The following is a 22362-nucleotide window of genomic DNA, read 5'->3' on the forward strand; positions in this document are numbered from 1 at the left end:
ATGATCCTCAGGAAGCTGAAGCTTTTTTACGCCCTCGTCCTCATCGCCTTGCTAAACCATATCGTCGCCGCCGTGCCAACAGCATGAGTTGAGTGGCCGACTAAGCGAATTGTTCAGGGCCGACTAAGTAGTTCACCGCAGTACCCCTCACGCAATTCGAACCGGCAGCCGCTCAGGCTGCGGGGCGAGAATGCGTATGCTTCGACTCGCGACGTCAACGAAAACTGATTAGTTGTACAACCAAAGAGAGGAGATTCCATGAAACGCACCAACACACTTCGTGTCGTTGCACAGGTTGCAGCATTGTCGGTGCTGTCGATCACGACGCTCGCTGCGAAGGCCGATCAGCTTGCGGACATCAAGCAGCGCGGCGAGCTCGTATGCGGCGTATTGGGCACGGACGAGCCTTTTAGCTTCATGAAAGACCCGATGAGCCGCGAAATCGTCGGCTATGACGTGGACATGTGCAATGCCGTGGCGAAGAGCATTGGCGTCAAGCCGGTTCTCAAGCAACTGGCCGTTGCCGCGCGTATTCCTGAACTGCAACAGGGCCGCGTCGACCTGCTCGCCGCCTCGCTCACGCACAACAAGGAGCGCGAAGCGCAAATCGACTTCTCGGTATCGACCTTCATCACGGGTCAAAAGGCGATGGTCCGGAAGGACAGCGGCATTACGACCCTCGCTCAACTCGACGGCAAGAAGGTGTTGACGGTCAAAGGCTCGACGATGGAGACCAACATCGCGAAGACGATCAAGAACGCGGACGTCGTATCGTTTGACACCAGCCCTCAGGCCTTGCTCGCACTCCAGCAGGGCAAGGGCGTGGCCTATGTGAACGACGAGACGACGCTGGTCGGCAACCTCGCGAAGCTCGGCCCGGCGGGGAAAGACTACGCGCTGGTGACGCAGAACATCTCGACCGAACATATCGCGCTGGGTATCCGCAAGAACGAGCCGGCCTTCCGCGAGCAGGTGAACAAGGTGCTGCTCGGCATGGAAGGAGATGGCCAGGCGCAGCAAGAGTTCAACAAGTGGTTCGGTCCCGGCACGAAGATGAACTTCCCGCCGCGCACGTTCAAGATCGCAACCGACAAGATCGACTAACTCCAACTATGGCCGCCGCCCGCTCCGACGACGGGCGGCCAGATACTTCATGCCTACATTCAATCTGTCGGCGCTGCTCTCGGGGCAATATGGCGAATGGCTCGTCAGCGGCTTCGTGATGTCGATCAAGCTGTCCGTGCTTGCCTTTGCATTCTCGCTTCCGCTCGGCATCGTCGTCGCGTTGACACGCCTCGCGCCCATTGCGTTCATTCGAGGGCTCGGTCAGGCGTATGTCGAGGCGATCAGAAACGTTCCGTTGCTCGCGCACATGCTGTTCTGGTATTTCGGTGCGCCGGAGCTGCTGCCGCTCGTCATCAAGACATGGCTCTACAACAAGAATTACGAGGCGGCTAGCGCATTGATCGCGCTGGTTCTCTATACGTCGGCGTATATGGCCGAAGACATTCGCAGCGGAATTCGCTCGATTCCGAAGGAGCAACTCGAGGCGAGCCGCGCGCTCGGGTTCGGTTTTCTACAGGCGATGCGGCTCGTGGTATTACCGCAATCGTTGCGCGTCACGGTTCCGCCACTCGTCAACCAGACGCTCAATTTGTGGAAGAACTCGAGCATCGCGATGGTGATCGGCGTGGCTGAATTGATGTACCAGGCGCAGCAGGTCGAAAGCGCGACCTTCCGGGGCTTCGAATCGTTTGGCGTGGCGACGGCCGCGTATCTGACGGTGTCGATCGCCATCACGCTGTTCTCTGCGTGGTATCAGCAACGGTATCCCGTCCGGAGCATGTAGCCATGATCGACATACTCCAGACTTACGGCATGTACTACCTGGTGGGCCAGTATCCGAATGGGCCGCTCGGGGGACTCGTACTCACGCTGATGCTCGCCTCCGCGGGCCTGGTACTCGCGCTGCCTGTGGGCATCGTCTTCGGACTGTGCCGCATCAGCCCGTTTCGCGTGTTGCGCTGGCCCGCCACCGCGCTCGTCTATGGCGTGCGCGGCACGCCGCTGCTAATGGTGATTTTCTGGGCGTACTTTCTGCTGCCCACTCTTACTGGCCATCGCACGAATCAGTTCAGCACGATGCTCACCGCACTGGTCGTTTTCGACGGCGCGTATCTCGCCGAAATCGTGCGGGCGGGTATTCAGGCTTTGCCCAAAGGGCAGATGGAGAGTGCGCGCTCGCTCGGCCTGTCGTATATGCATGCGATGGCGTTCGTGATCCTGCCGCAGGCGTTGCGCAACATGCTGCCGTCGCTCGTGAACCAGCTGGTGTCGACGATCAAGGAAACATCGCTCGGCTACATCATCAGTCTGCCGGAAGTGTCCTTTGTGGCCGGGCAGATCAGTACTCAGGCGCTGACGCAATCGGCACAGATCTATCTGCTGCTCGCATTCAGCTACTTCGTGATGTGCTTCGGGCTGACCCGTTGCGCGTATCTGCTCGAAAGGCGGCTTGCGTCGCGCATGCCGGCAAAGGTGTGAACATGATCGAGATCGAAAACGTCAACAAGTGGTATGGCGAATATCAGGCACTCGTGGACGTTAGCGAGACCGTTGCTAAAGGCGAAGTCGTGGTGGTGTGTGGGCCGTCGGGCTCCGGCAAGTCCACGCTGATTCGCACGCTGAACCGGCTCGAACCGATCCAGAAAGGCCGCATCGTCGTGAACGGCCAGGACGTGCACGCGCGCGGAATCGACGTGAATACGCTGCGTTCGGGGATCGGCTTTGTGTTCCAGCAATTCAACCTCTTCCCGCATCTGACGGTATTGCAGAATTGCGTGCTCGCGCCTGTTCGCCTCAAGCGCATGTCGCAGAAGGATGCGCGCGAGTTCGCGATGAGCCTGCTCGAGCGCGTGGGTTTGCCGCACAAGGCGAACACGTATCCAGGCCAGCTCTCGGGTGGACAGCAGCAGCGCGTCGCGATTGCGCGCGCGCTCGCGATGAAGCCGCCCGTGATGCTGTTCGACGAACCGACGTCGGCACTCGACCCCGAAATGGTGAACGAGGTGTTGCTGGTGATGAAAGACCTCGCCCGCGACGGCATGACGATGGTGTGCGTCACGCACGAAATGGGCTTTGCGCGCGAGGTGGCCGATCGCGTGCTCTTCATGGACCAGGGCAAAGTGCTCGAACGCGCGGAACCCGACCGCTTTTTCCAGCGGCCCGAGCATCCGCGCGCGCAGCGTTTCCTGTCGGATATCCGCTCGCCCTGGGCGGGCGCTGTCACTGTCTAGTGTGTAGAGAGACGGTGCACGCGCGGGTTACGATGTAGCTTCATCGAATGTGCAGGAAGAGGAATCGCAGAGTTGAAGATCAACGCAGACCGTTTGTTGAACGACCTCAAGCAACTACGCAGTTTTGGCGCAACCGGGCCTGGAGTCGTGCGTCTCGCGCTGTCACCTGTCGACATGCAGGCGCGCCGCTGGCTCGTCGAGAGGATGACGGACGCGGGCCTGAATGCCGTCATCGATGGCGTGGGGACGGTATTCGGCCGTTCTTCGAAGAGCGGACCGGCGCTGCTGATCGGGTCGCACACCGACACGCAGCCGACGGGTGGCTGGCTCGACGGCGCGCTGGGCGTGATCTACGGCATCGAGATCGCTCGCGCGTTGGCTGAAAGCGATGCGACGCGTCATCTGGCCGTCGATGTCGCGTCGTGGATGGATGAAGAAGGCACGTTCTCGTCCTTTCTCGGCAGCCGCAGTTTTGTCGGAGAGCCGGTCGACGAGTCGATTCTCAACGCAAAGGATCGCGAAGGGCTGTTGCTGCGCGACGCACTGGCGAACGCCGGACTCGACGGAACGCCGCGCGTGCGCCTCGACAAGAGCCGGCACGGAGCCTATATGGAGCCGCATATCGAACAGGGCGGCCGCCTGGAAGCCGCAGGCAAGTCAATTGGCGTCGTGACCACGATCGTCGGCATACGCGAGTTGAGGCTGCGCTTCAAGGGGCAGCGCAATCACGCGGGTACTACGCCGATGTCGATTCGCCGCGATGCCGGCGCGGCCCTCGTCGCGTTCATCGCAAGGATGGACAAAGCGTTCACCCGACTCGCGGACGCCGACACGGTATGGACTGTCGGACGAATCGAATTCGACCCCGGCTCGTTCAGCGTGGTGCCGGGCCAGGCCGAAATGTACCTGCAGTTCCGTGATGCAAACGCTCAGCGGCTCAATGCGATGGAGTCCGCGCTCGCGACGCTCGCTAGCGAATTCAACGCGGCGCACAAGGTGACGGTTGAAATCATCGCGTGCGATCAGCCGGAAGAGCCTGTCGTCATGGATAGCGCGCTTCAACAGCATCTCGCGCGTGCTGCCGAGGTGCTCGCGCCGGCGCAATGGGAACACATGCCGAGCGGCGCTTCTCACGATGCCCAGGTGCTCGCGCATCATTTGCCGGCGTGCATGCTGTTCGTGCCCAGCATCGGCGGAGTCAGTCACGACTTCATCGAAGATACGGCCGAGGAACATATCGTGCTCGGTTGCCAGATTGCAGCGAACGCGGCCGTCGCTATTCTTCAGGATCTGTGGGAACGGCAAAGCTGAAGAACGCTCGCCGGTTCATGAAATTCAATGAAGCTTCGCGGCAAAAAAACGCCTGATTCGAGGCGGAATTACGTTGCCTGGTACTAACCATTAAGGTATTGCGAGCAGATCGGAATCACTCATGCTGTGATCCATTTAGGAACCTCTCTATGGGCTCAATGTCAATATTGGATGTTGCCCTCTTTAGGGGATCGAAATGGCTGCCACGCAACAAGGGGCCGCGCCCCTTACCGATGAAGACTACCGGCGTCAGCTACGCCGCGCTGTAATTGCCAGCACGATCGGCACGACGATCGAATGGTACGACTTCTTCCTCTATAGCATCGTTACTGGCCTTGTTTTCGCGAAGCTTTATTTTCCGAAGTCGGACCCGCTTGTCGGTACGCTAGAGGCGTTTCTCATTTATGCCGTCGGCTTTCTCGCGAGGCCGGTCGGCGCAGCCATTTTCGGCCACTATGGCGATCGCATCGGACGCAAGGCAACGCTGATCGTCACGCTCTTGCTGATGGGGCTCGCCACATTTGCCGTTGCATTCGTCCCCACCTACGCGACGATCGGCATCTGGGGCGCTGTCATTCTGACGGTGCTGCGCTTCATTCAGGGCGTGGGCGTCGGCGGCGAATGGGGCGGCTCGGTCCTGATGTCGATGGAGTGGGCGCGCACCAACTCGCATCGCGGCTTCGTCGCTTCGTGGCCGCAATTCGGCGTGCCGGCGGGACTGTTCATCGCCAACCTCGCCGTGCTGGCGTTGAGCCAGATGTCGGGCAACGCGTTCCTCACCTGGGGCTGGCGCGTGCCGTTCTTCCTCAGCATCGTGCTGGTCGCGATCGGCCTGTACATCCGCTTGAATATTCTCGAAACGCCGATCTTCGCAAAGCTTCTCTCCGAGCAGAAGATCGAGAAAGCGCCGATGCTCGAAGTGCTGCGCAAACAGCCTAAGGACATTTTTCTTTCCGCTTTTGCTCGGATGGCCGAACAGGCGCCTTTCTATATCTTCACCGCCTTCGTCTTCACGTATGGCGTCAGGACGCTCGGCGCGACGCGTGATCTGTTGCTCACGGCTGTTCTGGCGGCGTCGGTTCTGGAGTTCTTCACCATTCCGTTCTTTGGCCACGTGTCGGATCTCATCGGGCGGCGGCGGATGTATATGATCGGCGCGGCCGCAGCCGGCATATTCGGCTTCGTCTATTTCGCCATGGTCGACACGAAGGACCCGGTGTGGATCTTCGCGGCCATCGTGCTCTCGCTCGTGCCGCATTCGATGATGTACGGTCCGCAGGCGGCGTTGATCGCGGAGTCCTTCACGGGGCGTCTGCGGTATAGCGGGGCGTCGCTGGGTTATCAGCTGGCTTCCGTGATTGCGGGCGGTCCTGCTCCGTTGATCGCGACCGCGCTTTTCGCGTACTACCACTCGGGTTATGCAATCGCGGGCTATATCCTCGTGTGCGCGCTGTTCAGTCTTTTCGCCTCGTGGCGAATGGGCGATTACACCAACAAGGACATCTCGCGCGAATATGACGAAGGGCGCGTGATGGACGATCACGGACACGCACGACCCGCACACTGATCGTCGCATTGTCGGGCGCGCGTCGGTAGTCAGGACGCGCGCCGACAAGCGTGGAAACGGGGCTCATGCAAGGCACGATCTGGCAACCGAGGCTCGTCAACAGACCGCATTTGCACATCCGGTCATAAGCCGTCATTCGCGCCGCTTACGCACGCTATCGTCGCCAGCGGAGCCGGCTTCTGACGTAGATGCCGTCTCGCCGACGGGCGACCCGGCGAGCGTCGGCTCCTTCAGCACGCGAAGCTCCTGTGGCACCGCGATGTCCGGACTGCGTCGGGCCGCACCGCCGGTATCCATTGTTTGCCGGTTCTCGCGATGGGCGAGATCGTCGCTCTGCGGCCACGCGCTGCGCTCGTTCGGCGATGTGTGCAGCTGCATTTGCGGCAGAGGAATCTCGATGCCGGCCGCATCCATCTTGAGCTTGAGCCGCGCGTTGAAAGCACGCGCCACGCTCCATTGCTGAAGAGGCCGCGTCTTGATTTGCCCTTTCACGACGATGCAATTGGTGTCGAAGCGGTCGAGTCCCCACACTTCGACCGGTCCGAGTATTTCGTTGCGAAAGCGAAAATCGTCGATCAGATCGGCGCCGACTTCCGCGATCATGCGCGTCACTTCATCCATGTCGGCGGAGAAGGGAACCCGCACTTCGAATATCGCGTTGGCGAAATCGCGCGACAGGTTCTTCACGATCTTGATCTGCGAAAACGGGATGGTATGAACCGCGCCTTGCCCGTCGCGCAGCCGCACCGTGCGGATCGTCAGATCCATCACAGTACCCGCGTGGCCGCCATCGACGTCGATCCAGTCGCCCACTGAGATCGTCTCCTCGATGATGATGAAGAGCCCTGTGATCAGATCGGTGACGAGCGATTTCGCGCCGAAGCCGACCGCAAGCCCGATCACGCCGGCCCCCGCGAGCAACGGTGTCAGATTGATGCCGAGGCTCGCGGCGGCAATGACGGCGGCAAGGCTTGCAACCGTCACGAAGATTGCGTTGCGCACGAGCGGCAACATCGTGCGCGCGCGCACGCCGGGATCGAGCGCCTTGTTGCGCGAACTGCTCGGCCCCAGTGCTTCGAGAATCACGGTGTCGATCAGAATCCACATGAACCATGCGCCGAACACCGTCGCGACGACCGCGATGAGCGCGTGCCTGAAACCGGGTGTCATCGCGCTGTGCTTGATCAGCCGCGCAATCGGTCCGCTCCACAGTTCCATTTCGAACCGGATGTACGCGAGCCACATCAGGAGGACGAGCAGCGTGCTTGCGAAGCGCAAGAGCCGCATCAGATGAGGTGCCCGGCGCTGTGCGCGGGACTCGCGCCGACGCGTCAGATGCAGCAGCAGCGCCGATACGAACAGCGTGAGGACGAGCAACAGCGCACTGAGCAACGACGGCCTCAACACGTTGCCTTCATCGCCGCGCCCGTCGATGATCGCGACGACGGAAGCTATCGCGATCAGGAGGATCGGGATGTGCCACAGCGATGCGAGGATATCGAGCGCTTCAGTGGCGAGCTTGTGGTCACGCCTTCGCGAATAGGGGCGATTGCGGATCAGATGCGTGACGGGCCGCCTGTAGGCAATCGCGAAGAATCCGCACAGAACGGCCGCCGCCAGATTTGCGAGGCTCGATATGAGCCCCGAAAGGTTCGCGCCGAGAAGATGCGTGACGTCAGGATTGGCTGCCGCGTCGCCGAGTGCGGCACACGCGCCAATCGCGAAGAGCGGCCAAAGGCTGCGCGCCAGCAGCCGATGCACGGCGACACGCCGATGCGCCGTGTTGAACACCGAGAAAACGATCAGGCATATCACCGAAAAAATCGAACCCGCGACGATCGCGTAGGCGATCACGAGCCCCAGCGTGCGGCCGAGCGCATCAGGCATTCCGCGCACGAACACCAGTACCGCAACGAAGGCGATGGTCCACGGCCCTGACTGCCGCAACGCGAAGATCAGCAGGTCGATCGACGTCGGATTGGGCTCCAGCGCGAGATCCTGACCATAGCGCACGAGCATGCGCCGCTGCAGATAGATCAGCAAGCCGGCACACGCGCCCCATCCCGCTAGCGTCGAGGCCATGCCAACCAGAGCCTCGCCGAACGATTCGCCTCTCGACCCTGCGAAAATCATTCGCAGATCATTGGCTGCCCCACTGAATCGGGCCGCCCAGAAATGAAGCGGCGTCTCGCCGCCATTCAGATTCGTTTCCACCGACGCGATGCCCGACGCAATCGCGCCGAGCAGATCGCTATTGGTCTGCGCGTGTGGCGCGGGCGCTGCACCTTGTGTGGCGTCCCGAAGTCCCTTTAACTGGTCGACGAGCGCTTTGCGCTGGGTATCGTTGTCGAGCGTGCCGATCAGGTTGTTTAGCGAGCGCGTCATTTCAGCCTGGCTGGCGGGCGAGGGGGCAGACGCCGCCTGCGCCGCGGAGGCCGGCTGTGCCGATGCTCCCTTCGCAGTGTTGAGAATGGTTTGCAGGCCGGTGGGCAGAGGTCCGGCGGCTGCGGGGACGATCCACGTCGCGAACAGCAAGGCAATGCCTGTTGCGACCAGCCACGCGCGAGCGCAGCGCATCGCGCGTCCTGCGACAAGGCACACCGTCGGCACCGTTGGGGCATGCGAGCCGGCAGCGTGAAGCGCGAGATTAGTCGGCGGCGACGAGAGCATGGCGGGCTTCGCGCCGCATGAACGCGTTCATGGAGATGCCTTCAAGAAGGTCCCCTGGTTGAGAGCCGGGCAACTGAGAGCAGTCAGACTGACGACGGCGCGATTCGATCGTCAGAAGTAATGCCCTCCAAAGTCCCGCGCAAAGATTAGCTCAATAGACGCTGCCATGCCATCTCGATCGACACTGCCATGAAATGCCATGAATTGGCGACGAGAGAGGAGTAAGGTTCTCGATCGAATGACGTTCGCAAGTAATCAAGTACTCCGTTTAACAGATTTCGCATAAACACAACCGGGATACTCGACGCAAAGTCGCCACGTAGTTACGCTTCAATCGAATATAGAGTGGCGCATGGCTCCGACAGGAAGTGAAGAGTGCGATAAAGCCCGCAATAACAGGAGTTCGTCATGCGTGGTCGATACGACGAGTCAGCTCGCAGTCTGCCGCGTCACGGGCGACGGCTTCTGGATTGTTTTAGTCAGTGGAAATTCTCCCGGCATAGAACGGCCGCGGCATGCGCTGGTCTGATGGCGTTCATGTCGCCCTTGTCGTCACACGCGCAGGCCACATCAGAGCCGCCACTCTCGAATCGCACCGTGATTGGAGGCAACGTCAAGCAGCACGCCGATGCCGTGCTCGCGGTCATGAGCTACACGACGGTCCCCGACGTCACGACCAGTTCCCTGTCGATCAACAACGGTTCGAGCGGCAATCCCGGCTTCGGCCAGACTCAGCTCGGCGGCGGATTCACGATCAGCAAGTCCTTCCCTTTGTATCTGGAGGGCACGCTCGCCTACAGCCGATACGACCCGACATTCGTCGCCACGGATGGCGCCGAGCAGCGCTCGCTGCCGACACGATGGAACACGTTCAGCACCACGGTCGGCATCGGCTGGGATTTCCACATCACCGATGAACTCGTATTCCGTCCGATCGTGAACGGCACGATTGGGCGCGTCGCGAGCGACCTGAAGGTCGGACAGACGATCGTCAATCACGTGACGGACAGCAACCTTCAGTTTCTGAACAGCGGATCGCTCGACGCATATGGCTATGGCGGCTCGCTGGTGCTCGATTACGAGCACTACCGCGAGGAGCACGAGATCGACGTCGAACTGCGCGCGACGGACATCTACCTGCGGAGCTTCGGCGGTTCTTCGACGGCCGTGCAGGGCTCGGCGATGGCGCAGCAACTGAGTCTATGGACACGCTGGCGCGCGCCGACAGGCTGGCGCGCACTCGATCGGCCCGTTCGCTATGTACTCGAAGCGGCGTACTCGCATTACTTCGGCGACAGTGCCGGCGTGCTCGGCTTTAACGATCTCACGTCGCTCGGCGTCGGGCTGGAAGTCGACAGCAGCAAATACCCGATCGTCATCACGCGCACGCGCGCGCTGGTCCGCTATGTCTTCGGCCACAATGTACATGGCGTGTCGTTTGGCTTTGCCGTGAGCTTTTAGGCCGATATTCGCCGGGTCATTAGACGGCAAGTTCTGCTTAATCAAACGCAACAATCACGACCATTATTCGCTGTGCCAGTACGTTGAGTATTTGCATCCATAACGCGACTAATGTTCTAACATCGTATTGAGTAGGCGCCGCAATCCGCTGCAAACCCATTTTGCAATTGCCATCAGTCCAGACAGGGCCGATTAGTCGGGACCCCTGTCATACCGTCTGAAGGAGCGGCCATGTCCCTGTGGAACCAGCGACGAGCCAAGTTCTCGTGCCCGTGGCTCCTGCTTGTCGCGCTGACGTTGGGCGCGGGCGCTGCGCGCGCCCAAACGCAACCGCAACCCCAACCGCAAGCACCAGCGCAATCTCAAGCGCAACCGGAATCGGCACAGCCCGCGTCATTCAAGCCGGAAGAACTCGAAGCGCTCGTCGCGCCGATTGCGCTCTATCCGGATTCCGTGCTTGCGCAGGTATTGATGGCATCGACGTATCCGCTGGAAATCGTGCATGCGGCGCGCTGGGTGAAGGCTAATCCGAAAGTCAAAGGAGACGCCGCCGTCAAGGCCGTCGAAAACGAGACGTGGGATACCAGTGTGAAATCACTGGTCGCGTTCCCGCAAATTCTCGAGCCGATGAACGACAAGCTCGACTGGACCCAGAAGCTCGGCGATGCATTTCTCGCGCAGCAAAAAGACGTGTTCGCCGCCGTTCAGCGCTTGCGCGCCCGCGCGAAAGACTCGGGCAACCTCAAGTCGAACGAGCAGCAGAACGTGGTCGTCGAAGAGCCTCCTGCAGGCGGCGGGCAGACGATCGTGAAGATCGAGCCGGCGAATCCGCAGGTGATCTACGTGCCGGCCTATAACCCGACTGTCGTGTATGGCTCGTGGAGCTACCCCACCTATCCGCCGACCTACTGGCCGCCGTACCCGGCGTACTATCCGGGCGCGGCGCTGGCGACAGGGTTCGCCTGGGGGATCGGGCTCGCTGCCGCCGGCGCGATTTTCAGCAACTGCAACTGGGGCGGCGGCGACGTCAATATCAACGTCAACAAAGCCGCGAACATCAACCGCAATTTCGACCGCACGAAGGTCGAGGGCGGACGCTGGCAGCACGACGGGAGCCATCGCCAGGGCGTGGCCTATCGTGACAATGCGACCCGCGACAAATACGCGCGCAACGTCGGCGGCGCCGAAGGACGCAACGACTTCCGCGGCCGCGATTCGGGCGCGGGCGGGCGAGTCAATACAGCCGACCGTGCGGGCGCGGGCAATCGCGCCGGAACGGCGGACAGAGCCAACGCAGGCAATCGCGCTGGAACGGCGGACAGAGCCAACGCCGGCAACCGTGCCGCGACAGCGGACCGGTCCAACGCGGGCAATCGCGCATCGGCGGCGGACAGGTCGAGTGCCGGCAATCGTACAGGTGGCGGCGCGGGCGGCGGCGCGGGCGTTGCGGACCGATCGGCGGGCGGCGATTTCGGCGGCGGCGCGAATCGCGGGGGCGCCGGCGACGTCTCGCGTGCAAGTGATCGCGTGGGCGGCGGTGGCGGCGGCGGTTACAGCGGCGGCCGCGACAACGCATTTCAGGGCGTCGGCGCGGGCGGCGCGACGCAGCGCAGTTATGACCGGGGACGCTCCAGCATGCAAGGCTCGGGTGTCAATCGACCGAGCGGCGGCGGCGGCATGCGCGCGGGCGGCGGCGGACGTGGCGGAAGACGCTAGGGAGACGCGAGCATGAAAGCATCGTCACGATTCCGGCCGGGCTTGCTGACGCAAGGGCTGCGCGCGGTCGCCGTCACGGGCGCGCTGTGTTTGGGCGTCGTGCCGTTCGCGCACGCGGAGAAGGACTTCAGTACTCCCGATGCCGCGATGAACGCGTTCGGCGAAGCCATCGGCAACAACGAGGAAGCCACGCTGCAAGCCATTTTCGGCCGCAACTTTCGCGATCTGATTCCGCCTGTCGGCGCCGACATACGCAGCAGCTTCGTCGACGAATGGAACAAGTCACATCAGATCGAGCAGACCGATAACGGCCATGCGCATATTGCAGTGGGCGGCGACGGCTGGACCTTCCCGATTCCGCTCGTGAAAGGCGAGAACGGATGGCACTTCGACATGCGCGCGGGTGCGGAGGAAATGCGTTTGCGCCGCATCGGCCGAGACGAGCTTGCCGTCATCCAGACGATGCTCGCGATCTATGACGCGCAGCGCGAGTACGCGCTCACCGACCACGACGGCGTGGGCCTGCTGACGTACGCGTCGAAGATGTCGAGCACGCCGGGCAAGCACGACGGCCTGTACTGGCCGACGCCACCGGACGCGCCACCCAGCCCGCTCGGGCCGGCCTTCGTTCAGGCGAGCGCGCGTAACACCGAGGACGCCGGCTATCACGGCTACCACTACAGGCTGCTGACGTCGCAAGGCCCGCATGCGCCGGGCGGCGCTTACGACTACGTCGCGCATGGCAAGCTGTTCGGCGGCTTCGCCGTCATTGCATGGCCCGCCCGGTACGGAGAGACGGGGATCAAGAGCTTCATGGTCAGTCACGCCGGGCAGGTCTATGAAAGCGATCTCGGCCCGGATGGCGCGTCGAAGGCGAAGGCCATGCCGTCGTTCGATCCCGGGCCAGGCTGGGCGAAGGTGCAGCCCTGATGTCCGAGCCTGCGTGCGGATCTTCACGGGCATACAGACGGCGTATAGCGCTTCAGTACCGCGAGGCAACATGAGACGTTTCGCCTCTCACGCCGCTACGCTGATCATCGCACTGGCGGCAACGGCACTGGCCAGTGCCGCGATACGCAGCTATCCGGACGTCCGTCCACCGCCCGTCGATCCCGCCGCCGCCAGCGCCGACTCGGGACAGGCCGATCTGGACGCCCTGTTTTTCAGGCATGGCATCGACCCGGATTCGAACAAGGCACGCATCATCGTCGCGTGGGTGGAGAAGATCCGCGACGACCCCGTCATTGCGGCGGGCATCGCGGGTGGAGCGCGGAGTGTCGGACAGATCTTTCTCGATCCTGCCGCGCGCGAGGACCTGATGTCGCAAGGACTCGTCCGTCTCGCGCCACCGGACCGCCTGCAATACGTGCAGCTTGTGACGAAGTTCCTCGACGAACTCGTCCCAGTCAACTGCTTTGGTCTTTCCAACATGCGCGCGGTGATGAATCAGGTCTCGCTGCGCGAGATGACGGACGCCGACGTCGACCAGTACTTCAACCTTATCTTCAAGGTTCTGCTCAGCGATGCGTCGAATGCGCCCGTCCCCAATCCGACGCCGCAACAGTACGCCGCTGCCGAGCGGCAACTGACGCGCATGCTCGTCGCGGAACTGCACGGAGATGAGACGAACCTGGCGCGGTTCGCGTCATACACGTCCAATCCGTCGATGGCGACACCGTCGGACGCGTGCTGGGCGACGAGAGTGACCTTGCACGCGATCATCGCAATGCCCGACCCCGAGCGGGATCTCGTTCTGCTTCGAACCATCATGCCGAACGGCGCGCATGACGCTTCGTCCCGTGGACAACGGGACACGCCGGGCACCGCCGCGCCTTTGCGCGCTGCGTCGCAGCCAGGCGGCGCCGATGCGCCGTAGCGCACGTCGACCGTAGGCCATTTAGCGGAGCGGGAGCATGAACGTCGACGGGTCGCTGATGCGCGGGTCTTTGAGTCTTGAATCGCTGACGAGAAATTCGCGGCCGCTTCGGCCGCGATGAACTGTTACTGCGGGAGAAAGGTGATGAATAACCGGGCCGCACTCGTACTGGTTCTTGCGTTGACATCGGCGCTCGTCGGATGCGCGCAACCTTATCAGCAATTGCAATCGGGCGCGGACCAGTCGACGGTCATTGCCCGCCTGGGACCGCCAAAGGAAACCTACAGTCTCCCCGATGGCGGCAAGCGCCTGATGTGGCCGACCCAGCCGATGGGCACGACGACGACGGCCGCCGATTTCGACGCGTCCGGAAAGATGGTGAGCGTGCGCCAGGTGCTTCAGGAAAGCGAGTTCTATCGCGCCGAAGTCGGCAAGTGGACACGCGACGATGTACTCGTCAATTTCGGCCGCCCATTCGAGACGTCGTATTTCCCGCTGATGAAGCGCGAAGTCTGGTCGTATCGCTATCAGGAAAGCAACGTCTTTTATATGATCTTCAACTTCTATTTCGACGATCAGGGCATCGTGCGGCAAACGCAGAAGTCGCCTGATCCAATGCGCGATCCGAGCCGGCGCGGCATGTTCTAGCGATTCGCCAGAACTCGTGATGGAGGCCTAAGCCGATCGATCACTCGCCGCGCGCGCGGCGAATCGCTACGGTTTGCGTATGCATGCGATTCGATAGACGCCATCCTCGACTTCGACCCCGTGCGTATCGTGAGTGAAGCCCGGAAAGCGCAAGTCGAACTGTTCGAGCGCCTTCAGGTAGCCGAGCAACGGGCCATCGTCGGGGCCCGCATTTTCGCCGGGCATCAGCAGCGGAATACCCGGCGGATAGGGCACGACCGCATTGGCGACCGTGCGGCCCGCCATTTGCGACAGATCGAGCGTTTCCACCTGGTTGTGCACGAGCAGCTCGAACGCCTCCTGCGGACTGTATTCCGGATCGGGAAGCGTCGAGAAGCCGCGCGACATCATCTCCGTTGTCTTCAGATCGCCCATCGCGCGGAACATGAGATCGCAGAGATCGCGTAATCCGAGCCGGCTATAGCGTTCCGGATAGCGCGCGACCAGACTCGGCAGTGCCTGATCGAGCGCGAGATTCGCGTCATAGTCCTTCTTGAAGTCGAGCAGCGTGTTGACGAGCGTTCCCCACTTGCCCTTCGTGATGCCGATCGAGAACAGCAGCAGGATCGTGAAGTCAGTCGTTTTCTCGACGACGATGCCGTGGCGATCGAGATAAGCCGTCACGACACATGCCGGAATGCCGACGGGCAACAGCCCGCCTTGCGGCGCGACGCCGGGCGTCAGGATCGATACCTTGATCGGATCGAGCATGCAGTAGCCGTCTTCGATGGCCCCGAAGCCGTGCCATGCATCGTTGGGATGCATGACCCAGCACGACGGATCGGTCGCGAGCAGTTCTTCATCGGCTTCATGGAAGGGCGTGCGCCGGCCGGTGTGGCGATTCACGACGACTTCGGGTTGCCAGCCGTTGAAGAACCAGTCGCTTTGCTCGTCGAATTGCGCGTGAAGCCTGCCGAGCATCTGCCGAAACGCGATTGCCTCGCGGATCGCGTCGCCCGTCAGCGCTTCGCCTCCGGGGCCGTCCATCATCGCGGCGCTGACATCGTTCGATGCAATGATCGCGTATTGCGGCGAGGTCGATGCGTGCATCATGTACGCTTCGTTGAAGCGCGCGTGCTCGATCGGATTGCGCCCGTCGCGAATGTGTATGAAAGAGGCCTGCGACAACGCCGCGAGCAGCTTGTGCGTCGAGTGCGTCGCGAACACCGTCGGCTTCGAAGCGTCATGATCGGCGGGGTCGCCGTGCATCGCAAAGCGGTCCTTGTAGAGCGGATTGAAGCGCGCATAGCCGTACCAGGCTTCGTCGAAATGCAGCCGGTCGACGCTTTCGCCCAACAGTTCTTCCAGTCGCGTCACGTTGTAACAGAGCCCGTCGTAAGTCGAATTCGTCACGAGCGCATGAACGGGCGTGGGGTCGACGCCATCGCGATTCCTGACCAGCGGGTTCTGTTCGATCAGCAGGCGAACCGCCGCGGCCGTGAGCCGCTCGGGCATGATCGGACCGATGATGCCGTAGTGATTGCGCGAGGGCACGAGATAAGTCGGTATTGCGCCCGACATCGTCATCGCGTGCTCGGACGACTTGTGACAGTTGCGATCGCATAGCGCAATCTGATTGCGTGTCACGCTTGCCATCAGGATCACGCGATTCGACATCGACGAGCCATTCGTCACGTGATACGTGCGATGCGAGCCGAAGACTCTCGCCGCATAACGCTCGCTTTCGCCGATGGGGCCGCTGTGGTCGAGCAGCGAGCCGAGCTCGCCGACCGAAATCGACAGGTCCGAGCGAAACAGCTGCTCGCCGAAGAACTCGAAGAATGCCTGTCCGACCGTCGATTTCATGAAGGCGGTGCCGCCCGTATGACCGGGCGTATGCCACGAGTATTCGAACACCTTCGAGAAGCGCGCCAGTGCGGCGAACATCGGCGGCAGCACGGTCTCGCGGTAGCGCTCGATCGACGCGACGATTCTTCCGGCGATGAACGCCGTAGTGTCTTCCAGCATCCAGATGAAGTCGTCGGCCTTTTGCATCGCGTCCACGGGGACGGTCGATGCGCTCGTGCGGCTCGCGAGCAGGAAGATCGGCACGGTCGCGCTGCGCACCCGCTGCGCATCCAGCACACGCTGGGCCTGTTGATGGCTTTCGTCGTTTTCGAGCTCCCAATCCAGCAGCAGACACTGAATCAGCGGATCGGAGCGGATGACCGATACGGCGTCGTCGGCCGAGGTCGCTATCACGACGCGCACGCGCCGTTCCTCCAGTTCGGCTGCAAGCGACTGGGCGGCGCGGCCACTCGCGGTACGCGCATCGACTTCGTGATGCACCAGCAACGCTTTCATGCCAAGGCGGCGATAGATGGATTCGGACGAGGCGGGCATGTGCACTCCCAGGTTCGCATGCTGACGGCAAGCGGCCTGGCGCGCGACACAGGCGCGCGCCAGGCCGGGACTCGGGACCTTACTCAGGCAAGACAGCAAGGCGATAGAAGTTCTTCGTGTATTCGTCCGGCTCGCCGAACCACTTCACGAAAAGCCCGCGATAGTTGCCCGATGCGTACATCTTGCTGAGCGCGCTATCGACGGAAAAGCGCATGTCCTCGTCGTCGCGCGCGACGCCCAGCGAAACGGGCACAACGGTGAAACGGCGCTGAAGGACGAACAGGCTATCCGACGCGGTGCTTTTCTTGACGGCATCCTGCAGGATCTGCCGCTCCGCGAAGAAGACATTGATTTTGCGGTCGAGCACGAGCCGCACGCCCTCCTCATAACTCGACACGTTGACGACCCGCGCTGTCAGCTTGAACTCGTTGATGCGGTCGTTCAGCCATCGTTGCGTGGGCGAATCCTTGATGGTCGAGAATGTCTGCGAATTCAGGATCTCCGCCGGCGATGCGCGCCACACCGGCCGGTGGGCCTCCGTGTCGCCGCTAAGTACGGCCTTGAGTCCGGGCGATGCGTCGGCGCGCATCAGCGCGGCAATACCGCCCGGATAGACAGGCAGCGAATAGCTGATGAACTTGCGGCCCGTCAGTGTTTCAGCGTCGCCGCACAGCAGGTCGATCCGGTGTTCCTGCAGCGCGCGGTAGCGGTCGTCGGAAGAGACCTGCGTCCAGTTCACCGTCAGCGCGGGAAGGCCCAGTCCGCTCTTGAGCTGATCCGCGACGCCCTGGCATATCCCCGCGAGATAGCCGACGGCGCGGCCTTCGCTATCGCGGTACACGAACGGGCTGGCCGCGTCGACATAGCCGACGTTGATCTTCCCCGACTGCTTGATCCGCGCGAGCGCGCCCGACAGGACGGCGCTCGCTCCCGCTGCGTGCGCGGGACGCGGCGCCGGTGCGCACAGCACGGCGAACGCGATGATGCTCGCCGCCGCGATCGCCGGCTTGCGCGCCTTGACGCCCAGCAGCGAAAGCCGTGGCGCGATGAAGCCATAGATGATGTAGCCGATCGCCATGACCAACATGCCGCCCAGCACGGCGTCCTTGCCCGACGCATAGAGCGCGTAGACGGAGTAGGCCATCGCGACCACTGCGACCACTGCATTGCGCCGGTAGACGGCGGGTTCCGTCCCCGCGTCGCGCATCATGACGAACAGCGCCGACAGCGACACGATATACGGCACCACATTCGTCACGACGGCCAGATTGACGAGCGCCGCGAACTGTTCGGACAGATTCGGCGACATGGTCGACAGCGCCATCAACGACTGCACGATTCCCATGATGATCATGCCGGCGATCGGCGCGCCATTGTGGCTGGCCTTGCTGAAGATCGACGGGAACATGTTGCTGTCGGCGGCGTCCTTTGCCGTCTGGGCCAGCGTGAACTGCCAGCCGAGCAGCGACCCGACACACGCCATGGCCGCGAGCGCCATCACGATCGAACCGACGGCCGGGCTGAACATATGCGCGAAGGCGAGACCGAACGGGCCCGTCGATTTCGCGAGGTCCGCATTGGGAACGATGCCCTGGATCGCCGTCGTCGAAAGAACGTAGATAATTGCGGCGCCCAGTGTGCCGAACATGCAGGCGAGCGGCACATCGCGCTTCGGGTTCTCGACGGCCGACGAATTCTGCACCGCCGATTCCATGCCGAGAAATGCCCACAGCGTCAGCGAGATGCTGGAGCCCATGCCCTCTATGAGCCGCATTCCTTGCGGGTTCCAGGCGGCTGCAAAGGTGCTGGAGTGAAACCAGAACCATCCGGCAATCGACATGAATCCGACGGGCAGAATCACGCCCCAGACCGTGACGGAGCCGATACGCCCCGTCAGCTTCGGACCACCGAAGTTCGCGACCGTGGTGATCCACAACAGCGCGATCACGCCGACGCACGTCGCGGCGGGCGACGATGTCAGCACGGGGAAAAAGGCGGCCAGATAACCGAGCGCCGAGCTTGCGACGGCGACATTCGCAATCGCAAGCGACAGGAAGTAAAGGAAGAACACCTGGAAGTAGCCGGGCTTTCCGTAAGCGTCTTCAGCGTATGCAGCCATGCCGCCCGCGCGCTGGTTGAGGATGCCTGCCTGCGCGAAGCCATAAGCGATCGCCATCGAGCCCAATGCCGTCACCACCCACGACAGCAGCGAAATGGCGCCGACCTTCGCCATATTGGTGGGCAGCATGATGATGCCCGAGCCCATCATATTTACGGTAACGATGAACGTCAGTTGCACGACGCTCATCTTTTTCGGTTCAGCAGCCATGGCGCACACTCCTTAGTGGCTTTCCTTGTCGGTTATTCACTGACCACGTAGGTATAAAAACGGATGCGACCGTCTTCGCGTTCCTGGAACACGCCCTGAACTTCGTAATTGAAGCCGGGAAAGCGATTGAAGGATTCCTGGAACGCCATGAAGTAATCCAGCATTGGTTGGGCACGGTCATCCCAACGCTCGCCGGGGAGCACGACACCGATTCCTGGCGGATAGATCAGCGCCAGAGTCGCGGAGACGCGGTTTTTGACACGATCGAGCGGCACATACTCGACCCGGTTCGCGACGAGCGCCTCATACGCTTCTTCCGGCGACATCGCGAGTTCCGGGAAGCTCGACGCGCGGAAGCACAGCCGCTGCAAGTTTTTGACGTTCGCCTCGCGATAGAAGTCGTGCATCTCGTTGCACACGCGCCGCAGCGTATAGCCTTCGTAGCGTTCACTATGCGCGGCGCAGAGCGTAGGCAGTACTTCAGCCAGCGAGGCATCGCGATCCCACAGGTTCTTGAACTTGACGAGACGCGCTATCAGCGTGTTGAGCTTGCTTTCGTCTTCTGCCGGCGTCATCAGAAAGAGGATGCTGTTCAGGTCGCACTTTTCGGGGACGATGCCTTCTTCACGCAGATAGTTCGCCACGACCGTCGCGGGCACGCCGAAACTCAGATACTCGCCTGTGCTCCGGTCGATCCCGGGCGTCAGCAGATTCAGCTTGTTCGGATCGGCCATCACGTAGCCGTCGGTGTAGCCCGTATAGCCGTGCCAGGCCGCTTCCGGGCGGAATTCCCAGCACTGCTGCTCACGCTTGATGACGTCGGTCGGAATGTCTTCCCACGCGACATTCGATGCATCCGCCATGAAATTCGAATTGCGGATATCGACGACGTCGGGCACGAAAGGATCGAAGAACCACTGTTCCTGCGCGGTCTTGCCTGTCTCCTGATAGTGGCGGGCGAACTCGCGGAATTTCTTGCGCGCCTCGATGCCGAGCTCGATGCAGCTGTCCCACAGCACTTCGCCCGCTTTCCCTTCGTGCACTTTTGCGTTGACGTCGAGCGACGCGAACAGCGGATAGAAAGGCGATGTGCTCGCGTGAATGAGGAACGACTCGTTGAAGCGCTTGTGCTCGATGTAGCGCTGTTGTCCGCGGATGTGTTCGTCTCGCTTGTGAACCTGCGACGCCTGCGAAAAGCCGGCTCCCTGCTTATGAACGGACTGGGTCGAAAAGAGGCCGGGCAAGTCCGGTGTCAGATCTTTCAGGCGCATCGGGCTGTGATCGTCGAACAGCGGATGGAACGCGTTGTAGCCGATCCACGCCTCATCCCACAGCACGTAGTCGCATAGATGACCGATCTTCTCGAGCACCTTGCGCACGTTGTAGATCGTCCCGTCGTAAGTCGCGAGCTGAATGCATGCGAGCCGGAACGGGCGCTCCGCCTGGCTGCGGCCCGGGTCCTTGACCAGCGGGTTGTTGCGGATCTGCTCGCGCAGATAGTCTTCGTTCCAGGCTTGCCAATCGACAGCGCCGATCATCCCGAATGCGTTGCGTGAAGTCGGCAGGAAGACGGGAATCGCGCCGGCCTGAACGAGCGCGCCCTGATGCAGCGACTTGTGATTGTTGCGGTCGAACAGAACGAGATCGCCGCGCTTGAGAACGGCGCCCGTCACGATCTTGTTGGATGTACTGGTTCCGTTTAGAACGAAGTACGTCTGGTCCGCGCCGAAGACTTCGGCGGCGTGACGCTGTGCTTCTGCCGCCGCGCCTTCGTGTATCAGCAGATCGCCGAGATCGACATCCGCATTGCACAGATCATTGCGAAAGATGCTTTCGCCGAAATGCTTAAAGAACAACTGCCCCGCCGGCGACTTCCGATAGAACTGCCCGCCCTGATGCCCCGGACAGTCGAATGCGATATTGGCTTCGGCATCGTATGCAACGAGTCCGCCGAAGAATGGCGGCAGCAGGCTCAAGCCGTATTTGACGAGGCTCGCCATGACCTGCTTCGCGTAGAAGGCTGGCGTTTGCTGTCCGAGATAGATATAGCCGTCGACTTCGCCGAGTCCCGCCGTCACCGCGAGATCCGACAGATGGTGCGAGTTTGCGAGTGCCCAGAGCGGCGTGCGGAAGCCTAGCGAGCGCACGGAAGCGGCGAGTGTGCGCGCCGCTTCCAGGCGGGCGCCGTCGATCAGGGCGATGTACGCGCCGACGTCGGCGTCTTCGTTGACGTCGCGTGCGAAGCTATCCGTCACTTCGACGCGGAAGTGCTCCGCCGTGATCTGCTCCAACAACTCGCTGGTTTGGGCGTCATTTCGGTCCACGATCGCGACGACCTTCAGAAACTTGTGGAAGGGAATCGGGATGGTGGGCGCCTTCAAAGGGCGAGGGACCATGGTCACTCCTTCGTCAACCGGCTTCGCGAATCAGCTTGATTTGTCGCCCATGCGCCGGACGTCAAAGTTGGGCGCAGGAATCTGTACCGTCAACGTTCGGCAATGCAATTTTTCGTTCAGATCGACAAGTAACAGGAAGGTAGAACGCACAACCGGGGACTACCGAGGTTTCCGGGTGTCATGGGTCATCGGGCAGAACGCGGCATGGCGATACCTTGCTGCGGGTCTCTCTCGGCTGTATCTGGCGCTCGAACGCGGGCTGCCAGCGGTGCGTCGATATAGTCGTCGTAAGTGCTACGTATATAGTTGGCGAGCTTATCGCTTATTGCAAATTTTTTTGTTCGCATGAGAACCCTGGCATAGCGAATCAAGCAAATCGCATCCGTATCTGCATTTTGTTGAATACGGCTTCTTCAACGCGTATCGATGTCTGGTCATTTATTTTTTAGAAAAAATCTCGCGCATATTTTCAATTGCTGTCGCGCTATTCGACTGCCGCAATTGCTGAGATGCGATTTACGTAGAATCTTGAACAATGTGGTTTTATCAACCAGAATGATCTGCAGATGACGTGCCGGTTTTTTCCGTAAGAACAATTAGACAGAGCATTTCCCAGACGCGCTTTCGCTTTCGTTCATTGCCCGATAAGAGTCGTGTGTCGAGATGCAGCCGCACAAATAAATCCCGGCCGCACGTCACTCCACGCGTGT

General features: G+C 61.4%; 15 protein-coding genes. 11 read left to right on the forward strand and 4 right to left on the reverse strand.

Annotated features, from left to right (window positions below; all coding sequences use genetic code 11):
- Positions 1–258 precede the first annotated feature (258 nt).
- The 6 genes from VSR68_RS37055 to VSR68_RS37080 all read left to right on the forward strand — a co-directional run bounded on the left by VSR68_RS37055 (position 259) and on the right by VSR68_RS37080 (position 6174).
- Entirely contained in the window at positions 259–1104 is an 846-nt protein-coding gene (locus tag VSR68_RS37055) for an ABC transporter substrate-binding protein (RefSeq protein WP_342944498.1), read from the forward strand.
- A gap of 49 nt (positions 1105–1153) precedes the next feature.
- On the forward strand, positions 1154–1849 hold the full coding sequence (locus VSR68_RS37060; protein WP_342944499.1) for an amino acid ABC transporter permease: 696 nt from the start codon (positions 1154–1156) through the stop codon (positions 1847–1849).
- A 2-nt stretch (positions 1850–1851) separates the two neighbouring features.
- Entirely contained in the window at positions 1852–2544 is a 693-nt protein-coding gene (locus VSR68_RS37065; protein ID WP_342944500.1) for an amino acid ABC transporter permease, read from the forward strand.
- A 2-nt stretch (positions 2545–2546) separates the two neighbouring features.
- Positions 2547–3296 carry an amino acid ABC transporter ATP-binding protein gene (locus tag VSR68_RS37070; protein WP_342944501.1) on the forward strand — a complete coding sequence of 250 codons (750 nt, stop codon included), beginning with the start codon at positions 2547–2549 and terminating at the stop codon, positions 3294–3296.
- Between the two features lie 72 nt (positions 3297–3368).
- On the forward strand, positions 3369–4607 hold the full coding sequence (locus VSR68_RS37075) for a Zn-dependent hydrolase (RefSeq protein WP_342944502.1): 1239 nt from the start codon (positions 3369–3371) through the stop codon (positions 4605–4607).
- A 196-nt stretch (positions 4608–4803) separates the two neighbouring features.
- Positions 4804–6174 carry an MFS transporter gene (locus tag VSR68_RS37080; protein ID WP_342944503.1) on the forward strand — a complete coding sequence of 457 codons (1371 nt, stop codon included), beginning with the start codon at positions 4804–4806 and terminating at the stop codon, positions 6172–6174.
- 132 nt (positions 6175–6306) lie between these two features.
- Here VSR68_RS37080 and VSR68_RS37085 read toward each other — a convergent pair whose 3' ends face one another.
- Positions 6307–8751, reverse strand: a complete 2445-nt coding sequence (locus tag VSR68_RS37085) for a mechanosensitive ion channel family protein (protein WP_342944504.1) — start codon at positions 8749–8751, stop codon at positions 6307–6309.
- A 630-nt stretch (positions 8752–9381) separates the two neighbouring features.
- Here VSR68_RS37085 and VSR68_RS37090 point away from each other — a divergent pair.
- The 5 genes from VSR68_RS37090 to VSR68_RS37110 all read left to right on the forward strand — a co-directional run bounded on the left by VSR68_RS37090 (position 9382) and on the right by VSR68_RS37110 (position 14545).
- Complete coding sequence (locus VSR68_RS37090) at positions 9382–10305, forward strand: hypothetical protein (protein WP_342944505.1); 924 nt, start codon at positions 9382–9384, stop codon at positions 10303–10305.
- Positions 10306–10536: 231 nt separating this feature from the next.
- A complete protein-coding gene (locus VSR68_RS37095; protein WP_342944506.1) occupies positions 10537–12021 on the forward strand; it encodes a DUF3300 domain-containing protein in 1485 nt (494 codons plus the stop codon).
- 12 nt (positions 12022–12033) lie between these two features.
- On the forward strand, positions 12034–12951 hold the full coding sequence (locus VSR68_RS37100; protein ID WP_342944507.1) for a DUF2950 domain-containing protein: 918 nt from the start codon (positions 12034–12036) through the stop codon (positions 12949–12951).
- A 70-nt stretch (positions 12952–13021) separates the two neighbouring features.
- Positions 13022–13897: a hypothetical protein gene (locus VSR68_RS37105; protein ID WP_342944508.1), complete on the forward strand. Its 876-nt coding sequence runs from the start codon at positions 13022–13024 to the stop codon at positions 13895–13897.
- A 144-nt stretch (positions 13898–14041) separates the two neighbouring features.
- Complete coding sequence (locus VSR68_RS37110; protein WP_342944509.1) at positions 14042–14545, forward strand: hypothetical protein; 504 nt, start codon at positions 14042–14044, stop codon at positions 14543–14545.
- Between the two features lie 66 nt (positions 14546–14611).
- Here the strand turns inward: VSR68_RS37110 and VSR68_RS37115 are convergent, their stop codons facing one another.
- From VSR68_RS37115 to speC, 3 genes are all read right to left on the reverse strand, one after another.
- Entirely contained in the window at positions 14612–16927 is a 2316-nt protein-coding gene (locus VSR68_RS37115; RefSeq protein ID WP_342944510.1) for an Orn/Lys/Arg decarboxylase N-terminal domain-containing protein, read from the reverse strand.
- 79 nt (positions 16928–17006) lie between these two features.
- Positions 17007–19256, reverse strand: coding sequence for a putrescine-ornithine antiporter (potE, locus tag VSR68_RS37120; protein ID WP_342944511.1), 2250 nt, complete (start codon positions 19254–19256; stop codon positions 17007–17009).
- A gap of 32 nt (positions 19257–19288) precedes the next feature.
- On the reverse strand, positions 19289–21652 hold the full coding sequence (speC, locus tag VSR68_RS37125; protein ID WP_342944512.1) for an ornithine decarboxylase: 2364 nt from the start codon (positions 21650–21652) through the stop codon (positions 19289–19291).
- Positions 21653–22362 lie beyond the last annotated feature (710 nt).

This window comes from Paraburkholderia phymatum (assembly GCF_038900715.1).
In the GTDB taxonomy this organism is placed as follows: domain Bacteria; phylum Pseudomonadota; class Gammaproteobacteria; order Burkholderiales; family Burkholderiaceae; genus Paraburkholderia; species Paraburkholderia phymatum_A.